This is a genomic window from Mesorhizobium delmotii (genome assembly GCF_900149755.1).
Lineage (GTDB): Bacteria > Pseudomonadota > Alphaproteobacteria > Rhizobiales > Rhizobiaceae > Mesorhizobium > Mesorhizobium delmotii.
On sequence record NZ_FUIG01000002.1, the window covers coordinates 25,164 to 45,840 of the forward strand.

Annotated in this window: 16 protein-coding genes; 10 read left to right on the forward strand and 6 right to left on the reverse strand. The window is 63.0% G+C overall.

Annotation, left to right across the window (positions count from 1 at the left end):
- Window positions 1–31: 31 nt before the first annotated feature.
- Window positions 32–1,405, forward strand: coding sequence for a glutamate--tRNA ligase (gltX, locus tag BQ8482_RS00225; RefSeq protein WP_123145934.1), 1,374 nt, complete (start codon window positions 32–34; stop codon window positions 1,403–1,405).
- Here gltX and BQ8482_RS00230 read toward each other — a convergent pair.
- The 3 genes from BQ8482_RS00230 to BQ8482_RS00240 all read right to left on the reverse strand — a co-directional run bounded on the left by BQ8482_RS00230 (window position 1,323) and on the right by BQ8482_RS00240 (window position 6,251).
- Window positions 1,323–2,519: a DUF2865 domain-containing protein gene (locus BQ8482_RS00230; protein ID WP_123145756.1), complete on the reverse strand. Its 1,197-nt coding sequence runs from the start codon at window positions 2,517–2,519 to the stop codon at window positions 1,323–1,325. The two genes, gltX and BQ8482_RS00230, sit on opposite strands and share 83 nt — an antisense overlap.
- An 80-nt stretch (window positions 2,520–2,599) precedes the next feature.
- On the reverse strand, window positions 2,600–4,924 hold the full coding sequence (locus BQ8482_RS00235) for an NADP-dependent malic enzyme (protein WP_123145757.1): 2,325 nt from the start codon (window positions 4,922–4,924) through the stop codon (window positions 2,600–2,602).
- Window positions 4,925–5,204: 280 nt separating this feature from the next.
- Window positions 5,205–6,251, reverse strand: coding sequence for a LysR family transcriptional regulator (locus tag BQ8482_RS00240; protein WP_123145758.1), 1,047 nt, complete (start codon window positions 6,249–6,251; stop codon window positions 5,205–5,207).
- A 139-nt stretch (window positions 6,252–6,390) separates the two neighbouring features.
- On the opposite strand from BQ8482_RS00240, the gene BQ8482_RS00245 reads away from it, so the two are divergent.
- On the forward strand, window positions 6,391–7,359 hold the full coding sequence (locus BQ8482_RS00245; protein WP_123145759.1) for an MBL fold metallo-hydrolase: 969 nt from the start codon (window positions 6,391–6,393) through the stop codon (window positions 7,357–7,359).
- A 118-nt stretch (window positions 7,360–7,477) separates the two neighbouring features.
- Here the strand turns inward: BQ8482_RS00245 and BQ8482_RS00250 are convergent, their stop codons facing one another.
- Window positions 7,478–8,257 carry an SDR family oxidoreductase gene (locus tag BQ8482_RS00250; RefSeq protein WP_123145760.1) on the reverse strand — a complete coding sequence of 260 codons (780 nt, stop codon included), beginning with the start codon at window positions 8,255–8,257 and terminating at the stop codon, window positions 7,478–7,480.
- Window positions 8,258–8,376: 119 nt separating this feature from the next.
- Here BQ8482_RS00250 and BQ8482_RS00255 point away from each other — a divergent pair, with 119 nt between their 5' ends.
- Together BQ8482_RS00255 and BQ8482_RS00260 are read left to right on the forward strand one after the other, a co-directional pair.
- On the forward strand, window positions 8,377–9,198 hold the full coding sequence (locus BQ8482_RS00255) for a UDP-2,3-diacylglucosamine diphosphatase (RefSeq protein WP_123145761.1): 822 nt from the start codon (window positions 8,377–8,379) through the stop codon (window positions 9,196–9,198).
- Between the two features lie 129 nt (window positions 9,199–9,327).
- On the forward strand, window positions 9,328–10,545 hold the full coding sequence (locus tag BQ8482_RS00260; RefSeq protein ID WP_123145762.1) for an MFS transporter: 1,218 nt from the start codon (window positions 9,328–9,330) through the stop codon (window positions 10,543–10,545).
- Here the strand turns inward: BQ8482_RS00260 and dgcA are convergent.
- Window positions 10,516–11,499: an N-acetyl-D-Glu racemase DgcA gene (dgcA, locus tag BQ8482_RS00265; RefSeq protein ID WP_123145763.1), complete on the reverse strand. Its 984-nt coding sequence runs from the start codon at window positions 11,497–11,499 to the stop codon at window positions 10,516–10,518. The genes BQ8482_RS00260 and dgcA overlap by 30 nt on opposite strands.
- A 99-nt stretch (window positions 11,500–11,598) precedes the next feature.
- Here dgcA and BQ8482_RS00270 point away from each other — a divergent pair, with 99 nt between their 5' ends.
- The 4 genes from BQ8482_RS00270 (at window position 11,599) to BQ8482_RS00285 (ending at window position 15,713) form a co-directional block, all read left to right on the forward strand.
- Entirely contained in the window at window positions 11,599–12,786 is a 1,188-nt protein-coding gene (locus tag BQ8482_RS00270; RefSeq protein WP_123145764.1) for an MlaE family ABC transporter permease, read from the forward strand.
- A 1-nt stretch (window position 12,787) separates the two neighbouring features.
- Window positions 12,788–13,609 (forward strand): ABC transporter ATP-binding protein, encoded by an 822-nt coding sequence (locus BQ8482_RS00275; RefSeq protein WP_123145765.1) that lies wholly within the window; start codon window positions 12,788–12,790, stop codon window positions 13,607–13,609.
- A gap of 14 nt (window positions 13,610–13,623) precedes the next feature.
- The gene (locus BQ8482_RS00280) at window positions 13,624–14,997 is read left to right on the forward strand and encodes an MlaD family protein (protein WP_123145766.1); all 1,374 of its coding nucleotides are present in this window, start codon (window positions 13,624–13,626) and stop codon (window positions 14,995–14,997) included.
- Window positions 14,998–15,107: 110 nt separating this feature from the next.
- The gene (locus tag BQ8482_RS00285) at window positions 15,108–15,713 is read left to right on the forward strand and encodes an ABC-type transport auxiliary lipoprotein family protein (RefSeq protein WP_425294063.1); all 606 of its coding nucleotides are present in this window, start codon (window positions 15,108–15,110) and stop codon (window positions 15,711–15,713) included.
- A gap of 464 nt (window positions 15,714–16,177) precedes the next feature.
- Here BQ8482_RS00285 and BQ8482_RS00295 read toward each other — a convergent pair whose 3' ends face one another.
- On the reverse strand, window positions 16,178–17,347 hold the full coding sequence (locus tag BQ8482_RS00295) for an aldose epimerase family protein (protein WP_123145769.1): 1,170 nt from the start codon (window positions 17,345–17,347) through the stop codon (window positions 16,178–16,180).
- 733 nt (window positions 17,348–18,080) lie between these two features.
- On the opposite strand from BQ8482_RS00295, the gene BQ8482_RS00300 reads away from it, so the two are divergent.
- Window positions 18,081–19,745 carry an OmpA family protein gene (locus tag BQ8482_RS00300; RefSeq protein WP_123145935.1) on the forward strand — a complete coding sequence of 555 codons (1,665 nt, stop codon included), beginning with the start codon at window positions 18,081–18,083 and terminating at the stop codon, window positions 19,743–19,745.
- A 431-nt stretch (window positions 19,746–20,176) separates the two neighbouring features.
- Complete coding sequence (locus tag BQ8482_RS00305) at window positions 20,177–20,620, forward strand: SRPBCC family protein (protein WP_123145770.1); 444 nt, start codon at window positions 20,177–20,179, stop codon at window positions 20,618–20,620.
- The last annotated feature ends 57 nt before the right edge of the window (window positions 20,621–20,677 follow it).

Below are 20,677 nucleotides of genomic sequence, written 5' to 3' on the forward strand. Positions count from 1 at the left end.
CAACAGCAAAACCATCCGGTACGCCCCGTTCATGACAGTTACCGTCCGCTTCGCCCCATCACCCACCGGCCGCATTCATATCGGCAATGCGCGCACTGCGCTGTTCAATTGGCTGTTCGCCATGAACAACAAGGGCCGCTTCATCCAGCGCTTCGACGACACCGATGTCGCGCGCTCGACGCAGGAATTCTCCGACGCCATCCTCTACGACCTGCATTGGCTGGGCATCTTTCCCGACGCCACGGAGTACCAGTCACGGCGCTTCGAGATCTACGATGCGGCGATCGAGAAATTGAAGGCGGCGCGCCTTCTCTATGCTTGTTACGAAACACCCGAAGAGCTCGATCTCAGGCGCAAGGTGCGCCGCACGCGCGGCCTGCCGCCGGTCTACGGCCGCGAAGCGTTGACGCTGACGCCTGAGCAGATCGCCGAATACCAGTCCGATGGCCGCCGGCCGCACTGGCGCTTTCTGCTGCCCAATTTCACCAGCGACCCGTTGCAGCCGGAGCGCACGGAAATCCACTGGAACGATCTGGTGCGCGGCGAGGAAACCGTCGACCTCGCCTCGCTTTCCGACCCGGTTCTAATGCGCGAGGACGGGACCTATCTCTATACTCTGCCTTCGGTGGTCGACGACATCGAGATGGGCGTCAGCCACGTTATCCGTGGCGACGACCACGTCACCAACACCGGTGTGCAGATCGCCCTGTTCCAGGCATTGGGTGCCGAGCCGCCGGTGTTCGGCCACCACAATCTGTTGACCACCGCATCGGGCGAGGGCCTGTCGAAGCGGAGCGGCGCGCTCTCCATCGAGAGCTTGCGCGAGACCGGCATCGAACCGATGGCCGTCGCCTCGCTGGCCGTGCTTGTCGGCACCTCGGAAAACGTCGTGGCGGTGCCCGATATGACCGAGCTTGCCCGGCGCTTCGATCCGGCCGCGACCTCGAAATCCGCCGCGAAATTCGACCCGGACGAGCTCTTCGTGCTCAACCGCACGCTGCTGCATCATATGCCGTTTTCCGAGGCGCGCGACCGGCTGATCGTGCTCGGCATTTCCGGCGAACAGGCCGAGCCGTTCTGGCTGGCGGTGCGCGGCAATCTCGACAGGCTGGCCGATGCCGCAATCTGGTGGCGCACACTTCGCGACGGCCCGCAGGAGCAGCCGGACTTTTCCGACGTCGACCGCGATTTCCTTCGCCAGGCGTTCGACCTTTTGCCGGAAGACCCCTGGAACGGGTCGGTGTGGAAGGAGTGGACGGGCAGGATCAGGGAAGCGACCGGCCGCAAGGGCAAGGCGCTGTTCATGCCGCTCAGGTTGGCGCTTACGGGGCAGCCTTCGGGACCGGAGCTTGCAGATCTGTTGCCGCTGCTGGGTCGGGAAGGAACGTTGGCCCGACGACCCTGACCTTGCGCTGTCCCGGCGGCGGCAAAGTCGTCGGCGAGGGTTTGACGGCGAGGCGCTTGATGGCTTCGCGATCGAGCCCACCTCCGACATTGGCCAAAGTCTCGGGGTCGGCGCCTGGATCGGGTTTGGCGACAGGCATCGGATTGAGCGGCGTGGTCTCTACATCTGCCTCGGTCTGTTCGGGGCTTGGCGGATTGCCGGCAATGATCTCGAAATTCTGTGCAGCGTTGCAGCCGCAGGCCGGCGGGCGCGACGTTTCGGGCTGCTTGTAGAGATAGGCGGTCGGCAGTTCGCTGTAGGGCCTGCCGGTTACCGAAGACGTCATGTCAGCCGAGTCGTCGCCAATGCCGCGTGTATAAAACACCTGCATCTCGGTGCCGGGGCAACTCGAATCGCAGTTCTTCTGGTCGCGCTCGAAATCGCCCAGCGAGGCGGCATTCGACATCGGGAAGAAATAGCCGTCGCAGGTGCGCACGCACATTGTGCGGAATTCGCCGCCAAGGCGTGGCAGGTCCATACCGTCGGGCTGATTGATCATGGCGCGGATACCGCGTTCTTCGTCGGGATCGCTCGGCTCGTCCAGCGCATCGGGCTGATTTCTGGCGTCGCCCAAAAGCCGATCGAGCAGATTTCCATTGCCGTTCTCACGGTTCGCTTCCAGGACAGGCGCACGTTTCGAAGGCACGATGCTGTCGCGACAGCCATTGGCGTCGAGCGAAGCCAATATGCGCGCGCGATCGCGGCGCGAGCCGCCGTCGGCGAGCTGCGCGCGCTTGATCTGCAGGGCATCGAGATTGGCGATCATGCGGTCGAGCGTGGCCTCGAGTGCGGCGCAAGCGTTGCGATTGCGGCCGAGCAGCAAAAAGCCGCAGCCGGCGCTGTCGGACTGGCGGCTTGCCTTTGAAATCTGCTCGCGCTGCCGCACGATCGCGTCGTCGTATTTCCGGAGCAGGGCCGGCTTGCCGCCGCCACCGCGCGAAGCGGCCGCGAGATCGGCTTCCAGCTGGCGGCAAACACCGGAGGCGGCCTGCGGCTGAGTGACGGCAAAGCCTGATAACGCCAGGGCACCGAGCACCGCCGCGGCACGCGTCAGCTTCCACCCTCCGCCCGTCATTCGCCGTGAACTCCGTTTAACCGCCCGTCGCGAAAGCTACCGCTTTGCGGTTATTTGTTAGCTTACCGCGAAAGGCCGTTTTAGCCCAGATTTACGACCGCCTGCGCCTTATGGGCGGCTTCGACCACGGCGAGCGCCGTCATGTTGACGACGCCGCGTGACGTCACCGACGGCGTCAATATATGCGCCGGCCTGTCGGTGCCGAGCAGGATCGGCCCGACATGCAGGGCGTCCATCATCGCGCGCAGCGCGGTGAGCGTGATGTTCGCCGAATCGAGATTGGGGAACACCAGCAGATTGGCTTCGCCCTTCAGCCGCGAATGAGGATAGACGCGCTGGCGCAGCTGCTCCGACAGAGCCGAGTCGGCATGCATCTCGCCGTCGCATTGCAGGTCTGGCGCAATGCGCGCCAGGATCGCAGCTGCCTGCCGCATCTTGAGCGCGCTTGGCGAGTCGCGTGAGCCGAAATCCGAATGCGACAGCAGGGCGGCCTTGGGCTCGATGCCGAAGCGCTGGATTTCTTCTGCAGCCAGCACCGTCATCTCGGCGATCTCCTCGGCTGTCGGATCGACCGTGACATGCGTGTCGGTGAGGAAAATGATGCCGCGCTGCGAGATCAGCATGGAAAGCGTCGACAGGTCGTGATCCTTGATACCGGCACGCGGGCCGATGATCAGGGTGACATTGCGCAAATGCCGCTCGAAACGTCCTTCCAGGCCGCAGACCATGGCGTCGGCGTCGCCACGCTTGAGGGCAAGTGCGGCGATCACAGTGTTATCGGTACGCACCATGGTGCGCGCGGCCTCCGTCGTCACACCACGCCGGCCGGCGAGTTCGATCAAAAGGTCGACATAGTGGCGATAACGGGGGTCGTCCTCGGGATTGATCAGGCCGAAATCGACCCCCGGCTTGATGCGCAGTCCGTAGCGTTTCAGCCTGACTTCGATGACATGCGGGCGGCCGATCAGGATCGGCTCGGCGATGCCTTCCTCCAGCACCACTTGGGCGGCACGCAGTACCCGCTCGTCCTCGCCGTCGGCATAGATGACGCGCTTGGCACTTGACGTCTTGGCCATCGTGAACACCGGCTTCATGACCAGGCCGGAGCGGAAGACGAAGCGGTTCAGCGTGTCGATATAGACCGTCATGTCGGTGATCGGCCGTGTCGCGACACCGGTGTCGCAGGCGGCCTTGGCCACCGCCGGAGCGATGCGCAGGATCAGCCTGGGATCAAAGGGCGAGGGGATCAGGAAATCGGGCCCGAAGATCGGCGTTTCGCCGGAATAGGCGCGGGCGGCGACATCCGACGGTTCCTCGCGGGCAAGGGCCGCGATCGCCCGCACCGCGGCCATCTTCATCTCTTCGTTGATGGCGCTGGCGCCGCAGTCCAGTGCGCCACGGAAAATATAAGGAAAACAAAGTACGTTGTTGACCTGATTGGGAAAATCGGAGCGGCCGGTGCAGATCATCGCATCGGGTCGCGCCGCCCGTGCCGCTTCCGGCATGATCTCGGGGTTGGGGTTGGCCAGCGCCAGGATCAGCGGTTTTGGCGCCATATGCTGGAGCAATTCCGGTTTCAGCACGCCGGCGGCCGAAAGACCCAGGAACACGTCGGCGCCCGGCAGCACATCGGCCAGCGTGCGCGCCTCGGTGTCCTTCACATAGGGGTCCTTCCAGCGGTCCATCTCGTCGACGCGGCCCTTGTAGGCGACGCCGAAACGGTCGGTGACCCAGATGTTTTCGACGCGCGCGCCAAGCAAAACCAGCAAGTTGAGGCAGGCAAGGGCCGCAGCTCCTGCGCCGGAGGTGACGATCTTGATGTCGGAGATGGTCTTGCCGGCAAATTCCAGCCCGTTGAGCACGGCGGCGGCGACGATGATCGCGGTGCCGTGCTGGTCGTCGTGGAAGACCGGTATGGCCATGCGGGCCTTCAGCCGTTCCTCGACCTCGAAGCATTCGGGCGCCTTGATGTCCTCGAGGTTGATGCCGCCGAAGGTCGGCTCCAGCGCCGAGATCGTCTCGACCATGCGCTCGATGTCAGGCGCGTCGATCTCGATATCGAAGACGTCGATGCCGGCGAATTTCTTGAACAGCACCGCCTTGCCTTCCATCACCGGCTTGGAGGCGAGCGGACCGATATTGCCCAAGCCGAGCACCGCCGAACCGTTCGAGACGACGCCAACCAGATTGGCGCGCGCCGTGTAGTCGGCGGCGGTTGCCGGATTGTCGCGGATTTCCAGACAGGGCGCCGCGACGCCGGGCGAATAGGCAAGCGCCAGGTCGCGCTGGTTGCCGAGCGGCTTTGTTGCCTGGATTTCAAGCTTTCCAGGCCGCGGATGCTTGTGGAAATAAAGCGCGGCTTCGTCGAGGTCCGACCGGGCTGCTTTTTTGTTTTCGCCTTCCATGCGGGCCTCCCTGCTATGCTGCCTTGAAGCCCTTTTAGCATGCAGCGTTGGTTTTTCACGATGCCAAATGACGCAACCGCCAATTAGGCGGAAGAATCGTCAAAAACTCATCTATGTCAGATTGTTGCGCTGAAATCCTCACCTGCCTTGTCGCTGCCGGGCTGATGTCATGGGAGCGCATTGCGCGACCGGGGTATGTCCGATCGCCGGCGGTCAAGTGCAGCCGCAACGGTGTCAGGTCGACCGCCTCCAGGCTTTGCGGCTACCGTCCACCCGACAGCTACTCACCGCGCGGTTGCGGGGCTACGCCTATCTCCGCCGCGCCACATCTCGACTCTCCCGTCTCCGCCATTTCCCTGCGCGTACAAACGTCAGACTTCACTGGGCCGGCGCCGTTTCCTTGGATGTACATGCTTTTTTTGTCATCGATGAACGCACTCATCGCGGCGAGGTGGTCGGCGAAGCCGGCAACGAACCGCCTGACCTTCAACGGAATGAAGCGGTTCGATGGATAGACCGCATGCACATGGTGCGGCGCATAGTGCCAGTCCGGCAGCACATGTTCGAGCAAGCCTTCGGCGATGAGCGGATCGAGTATCACCCTGTGCCCGAGGCCGATGCCGACGCCGGACAGCAACGCCTGATGATTGAGCAGCGAATTGTCAGAGCGCATGGCCGGCCGGATTCGCACCTCGGCCTTTTCGCCGCCCGGGCCGGTGAGCGGCACGACATCGCGCTTCCTGATGTGGGCGTAAAGCAGATAATCATGGTCGGCGAGATCTTCCGGGCGCCGCGGCCGGCCCCTGCGGTCGAGATACTCTGGCGTCGCCGCAAGGCAGCGCCCGATCACGCCGAGCTTGCGCACGATCAGCCGGTCGTCATCGATGGTCCCCATACGGATCGCCACGTCGAGCCCCTCTGCGATCACATCGACGAAACTGTCGGTCAGCGCCACGTCGAGCAACAGTTCCGGATAGGCGCGCTTGAACTCGATCAGGTAGCTGCCAAGCACGCCGGCGCCGAAGCTGGCCGGCGCGCCGACGGCAAGACGTCCGCACATCTTCGATTCGAGGCAGCCGACGCTGCGGTCCGCCTCCTCGATGCGCTCAATGATGTCGCGGGCGCGCTCCAGATAACGCCGGCCGGCTTCCGTCGGCGAAACATGGCGGGTCGTACGGTCAAAGAGCCGGACGCCTAGACGCTTTTCCAGTGCGCGGATCTGCTGGCTGACGGCCGGCTGGCTCAAGCCCAACTCGCGCGCTGCCGCCGAGAAGCTGGCGGTATCGCAGGCGCGTACGAAGCTGGTCAGCTCGGTCAAGCGGTCCATGATGGCAACTCTCCGTCGTGATTAATAAACAAGAGTAATAAGACATATAAGGAATCAGCAAGTTCAAAAAGCTGAGCCTATGACATAGACCCGCCTTGCTCCGCCTGGAGCTCTAGATCCCCAAACTGGAGACGATGCAATGCCGCTTTCCCGCCGTCATTTTCTCGCCGGTGCCGGCCTAACCGGCGGCACTCTCCTGGCCAATGTCTCCGTTCCGGCAGTGGCCCGCGCGCCGCTGGTCGACGCTGCAACGCTTGGCGCGCTGCGCCGCAACGTGGGATCGGTCCAGGTTACGGCGCTATTAGACGGCTATATCGACATTGGTTCCGAGCTGGTCATCGGGCTCGCTGAGGCCGATGCGGAGCGGCTGGCTGAGGCCAGCTTCCAGAAGCCCGGACCGCGCCGCGCACCGGTCAATGCCTATCTCATCAATCTGGGCGACCGTCTGGTGCTCGTCGACGCCGGTATGTCGGACAGCATGGGCCCGTCACTCGGCCGACTTCCGGCCGCTATCGAGGCGGCCGGCGTCTCTCCGGACCAGATCGACACATTGCTGATTACCCACATGCATCCCGACCATATCAACGGCGTTCTGACTCCCGCCGGCCAGGCGCTGTTTCCCAATGCCGAGCTCATCGTCACCGCCGCCGATTACGCCTTCTGGCATGACGACGCAAACATGAACCAGGCGCCGGATGGGGCAAGGCCGTTCTTCATCGGTGCCCGCCAGGCCGCCGCCGCCTATGCGAATCGCGTGCGGCAGGTGGGTGGCGAGGGCGAGGCGGTCGGCGCGATCCGCACCGTGCCGCTGCCCGGCCACACTCCGGGCCATGCCGGCTTCATCGTGGAATCGGACGGCGAAGCGCTGTTCATCTGGGGCGATGTCGTGCACATGGCGACCTATCAGTTCGCGCGCCCGGACTGGAGCATCGCCTTCGATGTCGATTCCAAGCTGGCTGCCGAAACGCGCAAGCGGACGCTCGACCGGGTCGCTGCTGACCGGATGCTGATCGCCGGCATGCATTTGCCGTTCCCCGGCATCGGCCATGTGGCGCGCGATGGCGACGCCTATCGCTTCGTGCCGGACGAATGGCCCTATGCACTGTAGCGGCGGCCAGCGCGGGAAGGGGCCATCAGAGCCCCGCTTTCAGAGCCGTCACTTCCTGACAAGAACGGCCGAGATGGATCGTCTCCCGGCGTTCCCAGCGGGTACCAAGCGTTAGGTACTAGAACGCGCTGACATAGGCGCCTCCGTCGACCGGTATATTCTGCCCGGTCAGGTAGCCGGCATGAACCGAGCACAGGAAGGCGCAGATCTGGCCGAATTCCTCCGGCGTGCCGAGCCGCTTGGCCGGAACCTTGGCTGCTGCCTGGGTCTTGCGCACGGCGGCAGCAGCCGGATCTTCGGGGGTGCCGGCTTCATGCGGAGGGCGCAGCCTGTCGGTGTCGATCTTGCCCGGCAGCATGTTGTTGATCGTCACATTGCGGTCGATCACCGTCCGCGCGACGCCGGCCAGGAACGAAGTCAGGCCTGCGCGCGCGCCGGACGACAGATCGAGGCCGGGAATGGGAACATAGACCGACAGCGAGGTGATGTTGACGACACGGCCGAAGCCGCGTTCGGCCATGCCGTCGATGACAGCCTGAACCAGCTCGACCGGGGTCACCATGTTCTGGGTGACGCCTTCGAGGATCTTTTCGCGGTCGAGTTCGCGGAAATCGCGAAGCGGCGGTCCGCCATTGTTGTTGACGAGGATATCGGGATTGGGACAGGCGGCAAGCAGCGCCTTCTGCACCTCGGGCTTCGACACGTCGCCGACGATTTCGGTCACCTCGACGCCAAATCTTTCGCGCAGTTCGGCGGCGGTCTTCGCCAATTGGTCGGCATTGCGCCCGTTGACGACCAGGTCACAGCCGGCCTCGGCCAGCGCCATGGCGCAACCGCGCCCAAGTCCTTTGCTCGAAGCACAGACGATGGCCTTTTTTCCGCGAATACCGAGATCCATGGCGATTTCTCCTCTGATTGGCGCGGCAACCTACTCTTGAGGCTGGACCAATCGCAACCGTCATACGGTTGTTGCATGAATCGGGGCATAGGCTGCACGAGAGCAACGGTGAGAATCCAATGCCTGGCGCAGAGCCCCGCACTTTCCGCAGCATGTTCATCTCCGACGTCCATCTCGGATCGAAGGCGGCGAAGGCCGAGTTCCTGATCGATTTCCTGCGCCATCACGACGCCGATATCATCTATCTCGTCGGCGACATCGTCGACGGCTGGCGGCTGAGACGGAACTGGCACTGGCCGCAGAGCCACAACGACGTCGTCCAGAAATTGCTGCGTAAGGCGCGCAAGGGCGCCAGCATCACCTACATCGCCGGCAATCACGACGAGTTCGCGCGCCAGTTCCAAGGCGTGCATTTCGGCGGCATCGTGGTCGCCGACCGCGCCATTCACGAGACCGCCGACGGCAAACGCCTTCTTGTCATCCATGGCGACCAGTTCGACACTGTCGTCCACAATGCGCGCTGGCTGGCCTATCTTGGCGACTATGCCTACGACGCGGCCATGCTCGTCAATCGCGTGGTGACGCGGCTTCGCCAACTGCTTGGCCTGCCATATTGGTCGTTTTCGTCCTGGGCCAAGGTCAACGTCAAAAAGGCGGTGAATTTCATCGGCTCGTTCCAAACCATGCTGACCGAGGAAGCGCGCCGCTCGCATGTCGACGGCGTGATCTGCGGGCACATCCACCATGCCGCGATCGAAAATTATGAGGACGTGCAATACATCAACACCGGCGATTGGGTGGAGAGCTGCACCGCGGTGGTCGAGCATTTCGACGGCCGGATGGAGATCCTGCACTGGGCGCACGTCCTGCCGGAGGCTCCGGTCGGCAGCGAAGTGCTGGTGCCGATCGACATCAAGGGCAGGGCAGTCCAGGCTGCCTGACCAAACCCGACCTCACCTCGCTTTAATCGATTAGTCCAAGCGGTTCCGCCGACTTTTTCAGCATGTTATGGAATTGGCGTGCGCTGCTGGCCGACTCGGCTGAGCGCTGCGCCGACGGATTGCCTGTTGATGTCCTCCCTGCCGCCGCTTTCACCCGAACAGCTCGTCAAGCCGCGTCATTTCGAACTGCGCATGGGCCTGATTTTCTTCACGCTTTTCGTGCCGCTCGGAATACATTTGCCATATTTCCCGCTGTGGTTGCAGGCAGAGGGTTTCGATGCCGAGCAGATAGCGGTCATTCTCGCAGCACCAATGTTCCTGCGCGTGGTGACGACGCCATTGCTTACAGCACTGGCCGACAGGGCGAGTGACCGCGCCCATGTCTATGTCGCGCTGATGGTCGCATCTGTGGCTGCGTCCGCCGGTTATTTCCTGACGCCGACCTACGCCATCGTGCTCGCCGTTTCGCTGGCGCTCAGCGTGGTCTGGACACCGCATTCGCCGATTGCCGATTCGCTGGCGCTATCGGGTGTGCGCCGCTTCGGCTCCAACTACGCAAGCATGCGCAAATGGGGATCGATCTCCTATCTGTGCGCAAATCTTGCGGGCGGTTTCATCCTGTCGGCGACCGGCGCCCAGGCTGTTCCGATGATCATCTTCGTGGCCTTTGGTGCGGCGCTTGTCGTCGGATTGATCGCGCCGCGGCTCGGCCGTCCGCGCCGTGCCTCGCCGCTTTCGGCGGCCGACATCCAGCAATCCGCGCCAAAACTCCTCAACGCCTATTTCCTGTATTTCTCCATCGGCGTCGGCGTCATCACCGCCAGCCACGCGTTTTTCTACGGCTTCGTCTCGATCTACTGGAAATCGATCGGCATCGGCGATCAGGTTGTCGGGTTGCTTTGGGGCTGGGGTGTGGTAGCCGAGATCGGCATGTTCATGGTCTTTACCCGGGTTTTCGGCTCCTTCTCGGTCGTGTCGATCATGGTGATGGCCGGGATAGGCGCGATCATGCGCTGGATTGCCTTCCCCATGATCTGGCCGCTCGGCCTTGGCATTTCCGGATTCTTCGCTGTCCAGACGTTGCATGCGGTCTCCGTGGCGCTGGTTTTGATCGGCCTGCAGAAAATGATCGGTGAGACGGTCGCGGAGGAACGCACCGGGGCCGCGCAAGGCATCGCCTATTTCTCCAACGGCTTTTTCACGGCCGTGGTGACGCTCATGTCCGGGCCTCTGTATGACCGCTTCGGCGTGGATGGTTTTTTTGCCATGGTTCCGATCGCCTTGGTCGGCCTTGTACTGATCGGGCTTGCCGCGCGTTCAGCCCCACAGCGCCGCATCGGGCGGTGACACCAGTGAACCTTGGTAGACGAGACCGGGAACACGGTCGCGGGCAAGCAGCAGCGGCCCGTCGAGATCGACGAAATCGGCATCTTGGGCCAAGAGCACGGCCGGCGCCATGGCCAATGACGTGCCGACCATGCAGCCGACCATGACGCCAAAACCCAGTTCGCGGGCGCGATCGCGAAGGACGAGAGCAGCGGTCAAGCCGCCCGACTTGTCGAGCTTGATGTTGACGGCATCGTAAAGGCCGACAAGCGAGGCAAGGCCCCCTGCCTCATGCACGCTTTCATCGGCGCAGATCCGCACCGGATGCGCGATGTGGCGAAGGATGCCGTCACGGCCCGCCGGCAGCGGCTGTTCAATCAGGGCGATGCCGTATTCGGCGGCAAAGGCGAGATTTGCAACGATGTTGTCGTCGCTCCAGCCCTCATTAGCGTCAAGGATGATGCGGCTCGTCGGTGCCGCCTCTCTAACCGCGCGGATACGGGCCATATCGTTGTCGCCGCCGATCTTGACCTTGAGCAGCGGGCGCCGGGCGTTGGCGCGGGCCTGGGCTGCCATCGCTTCGGGCTCACCGAGCGACAGCGTGTAGGCTGTCTCAAGCGCCCTTGGCGGAGCCGCGCAGATGCTGGACGCGACCGGCCTGCCTGTGATCTTCGCCTCCAGGTCCCATAACGCGCAGTCGACGGCGTTGCGCGCCGCGCCCGCCGGCATGGCCTCGAGCAGCGCGGCCCGGCTGATGCCGCCTTGAATCTGCTCCCGCATCGCCTCGATCGCATCGCGCACACCGTCCATCGTCTCGCCATAGCGCTTGTAGGGGACGCATTCGCCGCGCCCGCTCTGGCCGTCCTCTCGGATCGTCACTGTGATGACCTCGGCCTCGGTCTTCGAACCGCGCGAAATGGTGAAGGTCCCGGCGATGGGAAAGCGCTCGGACTCGACCGAAATGACACGCGCCATATTTTTCTGCTCCGGCTGTGCGACAACAAGCTTGTCGGCAAATCGACAGGTGGGTTCCGTCAGGTTAAACAGATGGCCCGTCAGACTAAACAGGACGCCATGTTGACGATCCGCAAACGCTTCGCAAGCGGCAAGACCGCCAAGGAGGCCGACCACCAGCCACGCGTCGCGGTCGGTGAGGAGGGCGGCGTTCTCGGCTGCGCCTTCTCCGGAAACTGGACGACGCGCACCGTGACGCTGGTCGACGCCGAGATGCGCAAGATCGAGAAGCGCAGCGGTTTCCAGACGCTGGCGATCGACCTTTCGCGTATCGAGAAGATGGATACCGCCGGGGCCTGGGTGATCGACCGTCTGGTTAGCGCCTTCGAAAAGAAGGGTGTGGAAATCACGGTGCAGGGGCAAAGCGAGATTGCCTCGATCCTGCTCGGCGCCGTCGGTGACGCGGTTCGACGCGAACCTGATTCCGGCACCGCTAGGCCGCCGAATATCATCATTCGCGCGCTCGAGGCGGTTGGCCGGCGCGTCTATGAGATGCGTGACGATTTCCTGGCCGCGATGAACATACTGGGCGCCACGATACGCGGCTCGCAGATGAAGCTTGGCCGCGGCCATGCGGTCAATCCGGCGGCGATCTTCAACCAGATGGACCGCATGGGCGTCGGCGCCATCCCGGTGGTCGTGCTGATGTCGGCCATCGTCGGGGCGATCGTCGCTCAGCAAGGCGCCTATCAGCTCAGCTATTTCGGCGCCGATATCTTCGTCGTCGACCTGGTCGGCGTGCTGATCCTGCGCGAGCTCGGCGTGCTGATGACCGCGATCATGATCGCCGGCCGATCGGGCAGCGCCATTACGGCTGAAATCGGCTCGATGAAAATGCGCGAGGAGGTCGACGCGCTAAAGGTCATCGGGCTCAATCCAATCGGCGTGCTGGTGTTTCCGCGGCTGGTCGCGCTGGTGATCGCACTGCCTTGCCTGACGATCATCGCCAATTTCGCCGCACTTGGCGGCGGCATCGCGGCGGCATGGCTCTATTCCGACATCGCACCGGCCGCCTTCATCGACCGGCTGCGCGTCGCCATCGATCTCAGCACCATCTTTGCCGGGCTGATCAAGGCGCCGTTCATGGCCATGATCATCGGCACGATCGCCTCGGTCGAAGGCATGAAGGTTGGCGGCAGCGCCGAATCGCTGGGACAACACGTGACCGCTTCGGTGGTGAAGTCGATCTTCGTGGTCATCATCCTCGATGGGCTTTTCGCCATGTTCTACGCGGCGATCGAGTTCTGACATGGCGACGCAGGGCAGCACAAAGGCGACTGGGGTTGCGGAAGGGGCCGACGAAGACGAGATCGTGCTTTCCGCGCGCGACATCACCGTGTCCTTCGGCGACAAGGTCATTCTCGACAGATTGTCGCTCGATATCAGGCGCGGCGAGATCCTCGGCTTTGTCGGCGCCTCTGGTGCCGGAAAGTCGGTTCTCCTGCGCACCATCCTCGGCCTGGTGCACAAGCAGTCGGGAACGATCAAGCTGTTCGGCGTCGATGTCGAAAAGGCGAGCGAGAGGGAGCGTCTTCGCATCGACATGCGCCTTGGCGTCCTCTTTCAGCACGGCGCGCTGTTTTCGGCGCTCACGGTTCTCGAAAACGTGCAGGTGCCGATGCGCGAATATCTCGACTTGCCGAAAAAGCTGATGGACGAGCTGGCGATGCTCAAGGTCGAACTGGTCGGGTTGCCGCCGGATGCGGCGCAGAAATTCCCGTCCGAGCTTTCCGGCGGCATGATCAAGCGTGCGGCGCTTGCGCGCGCACTGGCGCTCGACCCCGACATCGTGTTCCTGGACGAGCCGACATCCGGCCTCGATCCGATCAGCGCGGCTGAGTTCGACGAACTGGTCGTCAAGCTGCGCGATACCATGGATCTGACCGTGTACATGGTCACGCACGATCTCGACACGCTGTTCACCGCTTGTGATCGGGTGGCCGTGCTCGGCAACAAGAAAGTGCTGGTCGAAGGCACGATCGACGACATGCTCGGAAGCGAGGAACCCTGGGTGAAATCCTATTTTCGCGGAAAACGTGCGCGGCAACTTGATCTTGCGGCCCGCGCGTAGCCATAAGTGGATAAATGGAAACCAGAGCCAACTACGTCATTGTCGGCATTTTCACGCTAGCCGCGATCCTGGCAGCATTCGCGTTCGTCTATTGGACGGCCGCGATCGGCGAGAGGGGTGAGACGGCGATGCTGCGGGTACGCATTCCGGGATCAGCTTCCGGCCTCGGCCGCGGCAGTTTCGTGCTGTTCAACGGCGTCAGGGTTGGGGATGTAAGGCGAGTCTATATCGACCTCGCCAATCCGACCGCCGCCATAGCCGAAGCCGAAATAGGCCGCACGACGCCGATCACCAAATCGACGCAGGCCGATATCGGCCTTGCTACCCTCACCGGTCAGGCCAATATCGAACTCAGGGGCGCCGACCTCAAGGAGGTCAACCTTCTCGACCAGGCGGAGGCGGAGGGCCGCGTCGCCGAGATCGTCGCCAACCCGTCGGCGGTCACCAACCTGTTGCAGACAGCCCAGAACATCTTCACCCGCGCCGATACGGTTCTCACCCAGCTCGAAGGCTTCACCAGGGACGTTCGCGGGCCGCTGACGCAGACCGTCAACAACGTGCAGACCTTCTCCGACGCGCTGGCCAAGAACTCTGACGGCATCGACAAATTCCTCGCCAGCGTCAGTTCGCTGGCGGACGAGTTGAGGGGCGTCTCGGGCAAGCTCGACGGCACGCTGAAGGCGGCGGAAGGGCTGCTCAACGCCGTCGACAAGGATCAGATCAAGAGCATTGTCGCCAATGTCGATACGGTGACCGAGAACCTGAAGGAAACCAGCAAGCAGTTCGACACGGTCGTCAGGAATGTCGACACCGCGGTGGGATCGATCAACGATTTCGCCCAACGGACGCAAGGCACGCTGGCCAAGGTCGACGGCGTTCTCGACGGCATCGACCCGGCACAGGTTCGCACCGCGCTGGCCAACATCCAGAAGGCCAGCGAAAACGCCAACGAGGCTGCCGCCGACATCGCCAAGGTTACCAACAAATTCGCCAACCGCGCCGACGATATCGACCAGACGATCAAGGACGCGCAACAGCTCGCGGAGCGTCTCAACGACGCTTCGGTGCGCGTCGACGGCATCCTCGCCAAGGTCGATACATTGCTCGGCTCAGGCCAGGCCGACGGCATGATAGCCGATGCCAGGAATACGCTGAAATCGTTCAAGCAGGTCGCCGACACGCTGAACGCCCGCCTCGGCACCATCACCGACAATCTGGCGCGATTCTCCGGTCAGGGCCTGCAGGACGTCGAGGCGCTGGTCCAGGACAGCCGCCGTTCGATCAGCCGCATCGAAGAGGCGGTGACGGATCTCAGCCGCAATCCGCAGCGGATCCTGTCAGGCGGCGAAGGCGAGGTTCGGCAATTCGACGGCAGGGCGCGGCGTTGACTTCGGCTTTCGCCCGCCCCAAGAACAGCAGGCAAGTGCACTGCGGAAGCGGATTGCTCATACGATTCGGGGGACAACGGGGATCGCGTGTGAAGTCGGTGGTGCTTAAATTGGGCGGGGTCAAATCGGGCGGGCTCAAAGCGGGTGTGGCATTGCTTACGCTTTCGCTAGCCGGTTGCGCGTTTTTGCCGGGCGGCGGGCCGGCGCCCCTGGACACATTCGAACTGTCGGCGCCGCCGCTCGATGCGCGCGGCCGCAGCCGCCGCCAGATCCTCATTGCCCAACCCTCCGCGCTCAAGGCGCTGGACAGCCAGAACATCGTTATCAAGCCGTCTGTGCGTTCGATCCAGTACCTCAAGGGCGCGCAGTGGGCCGATCGGCTGCCGCTGATCGTGCAGGCGCGGCTGGCCGAGACATTCCAGCGCTCGGGCAGCTTCGCCGGTGTCGGCAAGCCGGGCGAGGGGCTGGCGATCGACTATCAGGTGATCGTCGAAGTCCGCTCCTTCGAAGTCCGGGTTGACGGCGGCGAACATGCCGAGGTCGAGCTGTTCGTGCGGATACTGAACGACCGCAATGGCGAGGTGCGCGCCTCGAAGAGCTTTACCGCGACCGCGCCCGTCTCCGGCGGCGGCAACCAGGCCTATGTCGGCGCGCTCGACCGCGCATTCGGCGATGCCGCCAAGGACATCGTCCGCTGGACCGATTCGGTGATCTGATACAGCCCGGGCCGCCGGGCGCAGCTTAGGATCAAACTCAATCACCTGGCTGCCGCCAATGGCCGAGACGGGTGGGGAACTGCCGTCCGTTTCGACGACTGGAACGAGCAGGGAGCGCCAATTACCGACCTTCCCGGCGCTTCTCCAAAGCCGCCCTTCGCGCTACAGCTTTGAATCGACCCCCTTTCGGACGTAGACAGCGACTTGCATGAAGGTCGGATTTGGCTACGGCCAGCGGCTTTGTGGGCGATGGAAAGCCGCAACGTTCGCCTGCTTCGCCGCGGAGACGCTGCGTGTTCCGCCAGGGACATAGCGCCAGCAAGCAAGCTCCGGATCCGCTGCCTTGCCTCCCGCAGCGACGACGCCCAGAGCTCCAGCGTCTCGATCGAAACGCCCGTCATCCATGATCTCCGAATCATGGCGACCCATCGATTCAGCAACCAGAAAAGAACGCAGCTGCAATGCTAGGACGCGTCGGTCGAGAATTTGTGTATCGTAGTCGACTTCAGCGTTTCGCCCGGTTTCAGCACCGTCGTTGGAAATGACGGCTTGTTCGGCGAATCCGGGAAGTGCTGCGTCTCAAGGCAGAAGCCGTCGGTCTGGCGGTATTGCTGACCGGCCGCGCCGACGAGCGTCGAATCGAGGAAGTTGCCGCTGTAGAACTGGACGCCGGGCTCGGTGGTCGAGATCTCCATGATCCGGCCCGAGCGCGGCTCGTAGACTCGGGCGGCGAGCGAAAGTCCACCACCCGACCGGTTCAGCACGAAGTTGTGATCGTATCCGCGGCCATAGGCCATCTGTGGGTCGTTCGAGCGGATGCGTGCGCCGATCGGCGCCCCTTGGCGGAAGTCGAACGGCGTGGCGGTCACGGAGGCGAGCTGCCCGGTCGGGATCAAGGTCGCATCGACCGGCGTGTAGCGATCGGCGTTGATCGTGAGGATGTGATCGTCGATCCCACCCGTGCCGTCGCCGGCGAGATTGAAGTAGGAATGACTCGTGAGATTGACCACGGTTGGTTTGTCGGTCGTCGCCTCGTAGTCGATGCGCAGTTCGTTGTCGTTGGTGAGGCTATAGACGACCTGGACCGTGAGCGTGCCGGGATAGCCTTCCTCGCCATCCTTGCTCGTGTAGTTGAGCCGCGCTGCGGCGCCGCTGACGCTGCTCAGCGGTTCGACCGCCCAGACGACCTTGTCGAAGCCTTTCGTGCCGCCGTGCAGGCTGTTCGGCCCGTTATTGGCGGCGAGTTGGTATTGCGTGCCGTCGAGCGTGAACTTCGCGCCGCCGATGCGATTGCCGTAGCGCCCGATCAAGGCGCCGAAATAGGGGTTCATGGATTCGTAGTCGGCGAGTTCCTTGAAGCCGAGCACGACGTTGTCGAGCTTGCCCCAGCGATCGGGCACATTGATCGCCGTGATGATACCGCCATAGGCGATGAACTTGACGGACGCGCCCCTGTCGTTGGTGAGCGTGTAGAGATCGACGGCTTTGCCGTCCTGCGTGTTTCCGAATGGGGTCTTGTCCACAGAGCCAGCGCCGGCGCTCGTTCCCGTCAGCAGCACGCCCATGCCGAGCACGGCCGCGCCGAGCACTGACCTATGCCAGGTACGCGACCTGTTTGGTTCGATCGGCGTCATGGTTTCCTCCCTCGATAGGCCTCTTCGCCGGCGGCTTCTGACGAGCCGCCTGAAAGACCAATTCTAAACTCATCGGGCTATCAAGGTAAGCGCGTCCTGGTAGAGATTGTACAATAGCACCGTGCTTGAAAAGCGTGTGCCGGATACCGCCGGTCGCATCAGCTCATTGCCTGATCAAAATTGCCGTCGGTGCATGAATCGCAGGACGGGGTATCCGCCTGACTCCCGACTTCGATCTTGCTGCTAGTTGGTGTCGCAAAGCCACCCGATTGAGACGTAGAACGCGCCATGGCGGTGAAATCCGAGCCGATGCCCCGGCCGGCTCGGTTGCGCTATTTCCGGACCAACATCGAGGCGACCCTGTCGGTCGCCTCTCCTACTCGTTGGCCGACCTTCGTGTTGCTTCGCTGCAAGAACCGCACAGGGGTTAGCGGTTCGACGTCGCTGCGGGCGAACATAGTAGAACGAGGTCGCCAGATCACTATCAAAAGATCTGATCGTTATCGAGGTTTCCTGAAAGGCAAAGGTCGCTTGGACGTGGGTGCGAGAAACTCGTCAAAAGCGTCGCGTTTCTCGGGCCATTCCCGGCTGCGGCCGGTGAGGCGCCGCGCCCTGGACATATTCTCGACGGAAAAACGCCTCGAAGCGCCCGGGAACCGACCGATTGGGAACAATCTTACCTGTTTCAAGGTTGGAGATGCGCAAGGGACTGCTCTACGGAATCGTTGTCCAGATGAAACGCCATTTTCGGATTGTTTTGGGTGCCGTGGTCGGCCTCACATTGACACCTGCTCCGCTTCCCGCACTTTCGCGCGACGCCCAGCCGCGCGCCGCACCCCTCATTCTGGCCCAAACCCAGTCTCCCGAAGAGGAAGAACTGCTGCGCAGGAAGAAAAGAGAGGGGGCCAAACGCGACGAGCAGCGGGCTCCCCGGGCAGAAAGGCCGGCGCATCGCGAGCGGGCCGAGCGGCCTGCGGCGCGGGAGCGCGAAGCCGTCAAACGGCGTGCCGCCGAACCCGAGCCCGCGATCACCGAGGAGCGCCAGAAGCGGCGCAAGGAGCGCGAAGCCGCCAGACAGCGTGCCGCCGAACCTGAGCCCGCGATCACCGAGGAGCGCCTGAAGAGGCGCAAGGACCGCGAAGCCGTCAAACGGCGTGCCGCCGAACCCGAGCCCGCCATCACCGAGGAGCGCCAGAAGCGGCGCAAGGAGCGCGAAGCCGTCAAACGGCGTGCCGCCGAACCCGAGCCCGCGATCACCGAGGAACGCCTGAAGCGGCGCAAGGAGCGCGAAGCGGCGATGCGTCGTCCCGAAAACGCCGCCAGGCTCTTCGACAGCGCCAAGGAAAAGCCGCTGAGGCGCAAGCCGGGCGGCGCCGAGCCGGACCAGCCCGCTCGGGGCAGGGCCGAGCGGCTGCCCGAAAGCGACGCCGCGGCGCAGGCGCGAGCCTCGACAGATCCAGTGCAAATCGGCTCCGTCATCTCCGAGGAAGGCCGCCGCATCGAACGCCCGCGCAGGGAGCGTCCCGAGGTTCCGGAGGGCGCGGAACTCGTGCGCGAGGTCAACAACCGCTTCATCTTCCGGACCAGCAACACCTATTTCATCGAGCGGCCCCGCGAGGAACGCTTCATCATCGACGCGCGCGAGGTCTACTACGAGGAACTGCCGCGCAGCCGGCAGCGCGAGGTTGTGGTCCGTCCCGACGGGACGCGGATCGTCACGATCCGCAACCGCTGGGGAGATGTCGTCCGCCGTGTGAAGATCCTGCCCGACGATCGCGAGATCGTCCTCGTGTATGTTGAAGACGACTATTACGACGAGGTGCTGGAATGGCGCGATCCCGGCCTCGACCTGCCGCCGCTCGACCTCGACATTCCGGTTCGCGACTACATACTGGACGCGGAATGGGTTGAGGACCCCGAGGACTACTATACGTTCCTCGACCAGCCGCCGGTCGAGCAGGTGGAGCGCACCTACTCGCTTGACGAGGTCCGGCGTTCGGCGCGAATCCGCGACAAGGTCAGGCGCATCGATCTCGACATCATCAATTTCGAGTTCGGCTCGGCCCAGATCCCGGAGAGCGAGATCGGCAAGCTCGAAGGTGTCGCCGGGGCCATGCAGCGCCTGCTCAAGGAGAACCCGGGCGAGACCTTCCTGATCGAGGGCCACACCGATGCGGTCGGGGCGGAGGTGGCGAACCTGGCGCTGTCGGACCAGCGGGCCGAGGCGGTGGCGACCGCGCTGACCAACGTCTTCGACATCGCGCCCGAGAACATGGAGACGCAGGGCTATGGCGAGCAGTATTTGAAGGTTGAAACCCAAGAGCCCGAACGCGAGAACCGGCGCGTCGCGATCCGCCGCATCACGCCGCTGGTCGCACCCGTGGCGAGCTCCGAATAGGCCCCCACCCTTGTTTTGAGCCGGCCGGGCAGGTAGCGCCAGGCTCACCATTGCAAGCCCGCTCATATACCCCCGCGTATCGAGCGGGCCAAATAGGCGACACGCATCTAGCTCGGTCAAGATCCGCTTTCGCCACCTCTTGCGACATTGAGGTCGAAATCGAGTGACAACTGGATTGGGTCAAAGCGGTGAGTTCCACTGGAGGTCCCTATCTGGGAGAAAATTTGGGCCTGGAATGTCCGACTAGGGTCATGGGCGTGAATTCGGCAGGGTCGAACGAACTTCCGCAACGGGTCGAAAAGCGGTCGCAGGGAGCCTAAACATGAAGGTCTGCGGCCCCGGTTCCAAAAAACCTCAGAACTTGTGTCGGATTGGTCAAGACCCGTTCGTCCTTGGGCAGGATCGACACTCCAATCACAAGGATAAATGATATGCCCAGTACCGTACGCCTGCACCGCGTTCTGGCGACCAGCCCAGAAAAAGTCTACCGCGCTTTCCTTGAGGCGGACGCGCTCGCGAAATGGCTACCGCCCAACGGCTTTACCTGCACGGTTTATCATCTGGAACCCAAAGTCGGCGGAACATTCAAAATGTCGTTCCGCAACTTCACAACGGACAAAAGCCATTCGTTTGGCGGCGAATATGTCGAGCTCGTTCCGGGTGAACGCCTGCGCTATACGGACAAGTTCGACGATCCTAACTTGCCCGGCGAGATGCAGGTGACGGTGATATTGAAGAAAGTATCAGTCGGCACGGAACTGGATATCACGCAGGCAGGTGTTCCGGACATCATTCCAGCTGAGGCTTGTTATCTCGGTTGGCAGGAGTCGCTGCGAAATCTGGCAAGGCTCGTCGAACCGGAGATCAATGAATAATGAATAGAGCATCATCCCCGAGGACGCGGGGACGGCATGAAAAAGGCGGGAATTTTT

Excerpts from the sequence above, each read along its gene's own strand:
- gltX (WP_123145934.1), top strand. The coding sequence starts at position 32 with ATGACAGTTACCGTCCGCTTCGCCCCATCACCCACCGGCCGCATTCAT.
- BQ8482_RS00230 (WP_123145756.1), bottom strand. The coding sequence starts at position 2,519 with ATGACGGGCGGAGGGTGGAAGCTGACGCGTGCCGCGGCGGTGCTCGGT.
- BQ8482_RS00235 (WP_123145757.1), bottom strand. The coding sequence starts at position 4,924 with ATGGAAGGCGAAAACAAAAAAGCAGCCCGGTCGGACCTCGACGAAGCC.
- BQ8482_RS00240 (WP_123145758.1), bottom strand. The coding sequence starts at position 6,251 with ATGGACCGCTTGACCGAGCTGACCAGCTTCGTACGCGCCTGCGATACC.
- BQ8482_RS00245 (WP_123145759.1), top strand. The coding sequence starts at position 6,391 with ATGCCGCTTTCCCGCCGTCATTTTCTCGCCGGTGCCGGCCTAACCGGC.
- BQ8482_RS00250 (WP_123145760.1), bottom strand. The coding sequence starts at position 8,257 with ATGGATCTCGGTATTCGCGGAAAAAAGGCCATCGTCTGTGCTTCGAGC.
- BQ8482_RS00255 (WP_123145761.1), top strand. The coding sequence starts at position 8,377 with ATGCCTGGCGCAGAGCCCCGCACTTTCCGCAGCATGTTCATCTCCGAC.
- BQ8482_RS00260 (WP_123145762.1), top strand. The coding sequence starts at position 9,328 with ATGTCCTCCCTGCCGCCGCTTTCACCCGAACAGCTCGTCAAGCCGCGT.
- dgcA (WP_123145763.1), bottom strand. The coding sequence starts at position 11,499 with ATGGCGCGTGTCATTTCGGTCGAGTCCGAGCGCTTTCCCATCGCCGGG.
- BQ8482_RS00270 (WP_123145764.1), top strand. The coding sequence starts at position 11,599 with ATGTTGACGATCCGCAAACGCTTCGCAAGCGGCAAGACCGCCAAGGAG.
- BQ8482_RS00275 (WP_123145765.1), top strand. The coding sequence starts at position 12,788 with ATGGCGACGCAGGGCAGCACAAAGGCGACTGGGGTTGCGGAAGGGGCC.
- BQ8482_RS00280 (WP_123145766.1), top strand. The coding sequence starts at position 13,624 with ATGGAAACCAGAGCCAACTACGTCATTGTCGGCATTTTCACGCTAGCC.
- BQ8482_RS00295 (WP_123145769.1), bottom strand. The coding sequence starts at position 17,347 with ATGACGCCGATCGAACCAAACAGGTCGCGTACCTGGCATAGGTCAGTG.
- BQ8482_RS00300 (WP_123145935.1), top strand. The coding sequence starts at position 18,081 with ATGAAACGCCATTTTCGGATTGTTTTGGGTGCCGTGGTCGGCCTCACA.
- BQ8482_RS00305 (WP_123145770.1), top strand. The coding sequence starts at position 20,177 with ATGCCCAGTACCGTACGCCTGCACCGCGTTCTGGCGACCAGCCCAGAA.